Source organism: Thermococcus sp. (assembly GCF_027008145.1).
Lineage (GTDB): Archaea > Methanobacteriota_B > Thermococci > Thermococcales > Thermococcaceae > Thermococcus.
In genome coordinates this window covers 1-2051 of the sequence record NZ_JALTCZ010000113.1, presented here as the reverse complement: position 1 = coordinate 2051, position 2051 = coordinate 1, and the positions used below count along the sequence as shown (strand labels likewise).

General features: G+C 53.1%; 3 protein-coding genes. 2 read left to right on the top strand and 1 reads right to left on the bottom strand.

All coding sequences use genetic code 11. The features are described 5' to 3' along the window. The first annotated feature begins 153 nt into the window (after positions 1 to 153). On the top strand, positions 154 to 603 hold the full coding sequence (locus tag MVD07_RS05570) for an Lrp/AsnC family transcriptional regulator (protein WP_297499522.1): 450 nt from the start codon (positions 154 to 156) through the stop codon (positions 601 to 603). Between the two features lie 72 nt (positions 604 to 675). After that, positions 676 to 1392, top strand: coding sequence for a DUF92 domain-containing protein (locus MVD07_RS05565; RefSeq protein WP_297499520.1), 717 nt, complete (start codon positions 676 to 678; stop codon positions 1390 to 1392). A 62-nt stretch (positions 1393 to 1454) separates the two neighbouring features. Here MVD07_RS05565 and MVD07_RS05560 read toward each other — a convergent pair. Continuing rightward, positions 1455 to 2051 (bottom strand): SPOUT family RNA methylase (locus MVD07_RS05560; RefSeq protein WP_297499518.1); only part of this gene is annotated, 597 nt, incomplete at its 5' end.

Here is a 2051-nt window from a genome sequence, read left to right as displayed (position 1 = left end):
CTCTGTTCATGTTACACGCCGTTAAACTTTTCTCCGAGGACTTCCGATTTTTGCCTTTATTAGGGTTACCTAATGAGACATTTACTGGACATTAACCAAAACATTTTTATACAGAATATCAAACCAGGAGTAAGAACAAGCGGAGGTGGGCACATGGCTGATAAAATAACCCCCATAGACCTTCGCATTCTGAAGTTGCTGTCGAAGAACGCACGCCTTACTTACAAGGAGCTTGCCGAGATGCTTGGAACGACGAGGCAGAGGATTTCGAGGAGGATGAACAGACTCGAGCAGAATGGTGTCGTCCTCAGGTACACGGTGATCCCGAACTACGACGTCCTCGGCTACATCCACATCATCCTCGGCGTCACCGTAAAGCCCGGCGTCAACCTTGATGAGGTTATAAAGCAACTTGAGAAAGACGAGAACGTGAAGATAATCCAGCGCGCCCTCGGGTCACACAACCTTGTGATACACATCATAGGGCCCAAGGACATGAAGGAGCTTGAAAAGATAATCTCCGGTGTTACGGAGAAGATACCCGGGATAGATAACCTTGACATAACCTTCATCACAGAGACCGTTAAGTTCGAGTCCCTCTGACTTTTCTCTTCTCCCTAGTAATGAGAAAGCGTAATAAACCCCATCCTCAACAAGCGCCTAGGTGGAACAGTGATGCTTGGGAGACTACTCATAGACACTGCAGTGGTGGCAGTGCTAGGCCTCGGGTCATACAGGCTGAAAGCCCTTGACAGTGGAGGTGCAACGGCAGCTGCGCTCCTCGGACTGGCCGTAATAGAGCTTGGTGGAGTTTATCCCTTCCTGGCCCTTCTGACATTCGTTGCCCTCGGCGTGCTGGCGACCAAATACCGCTACCTAGAGAAGGTCAGGCTCGGCCTCGCCCAGTCCAATGGGGGAACCAGAAGCTGGGGCAACGTCCTCGGAAACGGCCTCGCGCCCCTTCTGTTTGTGCTCCTTGAGGTTCTCCTCAAACAGGACACCCTCTGGGCGGCGACCTTTGCCAGCATAGCGACCGTTAACGGGGATACCATTGCGAGCGAGCTTGGAAAGGTTTTCGGAAAGCGACCCAGGCTGATAACCAACTTAAAGCCTGCCAGACCAGGAACAAACGGCGCAGTATCCCTGGCCGGAGAGTTCTTCGCCCTTCTCGGGGTTCTCGTGATAGCACTCTTTGCACTCCCCCTAACCGATTACAAGCCCAGAATGCTGCTCTCAGTTACCATTGGGGGCTTTGTTGGCGTCAACCTTGACAGTCTCATCGGGGCAACCCTCGAAAACACGGGTGTAACCGACAACAACTCGACGAACTTTCTTGCGAGCCTCTTCGGTGGAATAACCGGTGCGCTGACCTTCGTCCTTATGGGCGGATGATGAATACGGCGGATTCCCGATTGGTGATGACGACCTTAGGGCCTGACGCCAAAAAGCTACTCTTACCTCCTTCTCAAAAACTCCTCGTAAATTCCCCAGAGGGAAACTAGTGTCGCCGGAATTCCGTGTTCAGTGGCGAAGGTCATGTAAGGTGCAAGGTCAACGACGTAATTAGCGAACCTGAAGAGACCGCGCGGTATTCCCTCGCGGGAGCCTATGAAGACCACAACCTCCTTTGCATGGTGCACCTCTCTCGCGAGTCCCTCCTTGACCTCCGCCAGCGTGGGGCCCTTCGGATCCGTGATGATTAGAAGCCTCTTGTTCCTCCTCTTGTCCCTGACGACCTGGTAGATGTCCCAGACCGAAACGGGAACCTTCTTGACCTTCCAGGGGTAGGCTTCCCTTTGAACCATGTACCTGCTCTCCTGACCGGCCTTGACCCCGCGGAGGAACTCCATAAGCTCAAAGGCGTCCATCTTCTCCTTGGGAGCTATTATGAGTTCCTTGACCTCAAAGGCCTGGGCTGCTCTCCCTATCTTCTCTCCGAACGTCCTGCAGGCCTTGTAGTCGCCCCAGTAGGACATCTGGACGACTGTGAGCTTGGAGAAAAGTTTCCTTGCGTCTATCTTGTCTGGCGTGTACTTCCTGAACTCCTCGCC

What these genes read in the sequence shown, in the direction of transcription:
- MVD07_RS05570 (WP_297499522.1), top strand. Translation starts at nt 154, where the DNA reads ATGGCTGATAAAATAACCCCCATAGACCTTCGCATTCTGAAGTTGCTG.
- MVD07_RS05565 (WP_297499520.1), top strand. Translation starts at nt 676, where the DNA reads ATGCTTGGGAGACTACTCATAGACACTGCAGTGGTGGCAGTGCTAGGC.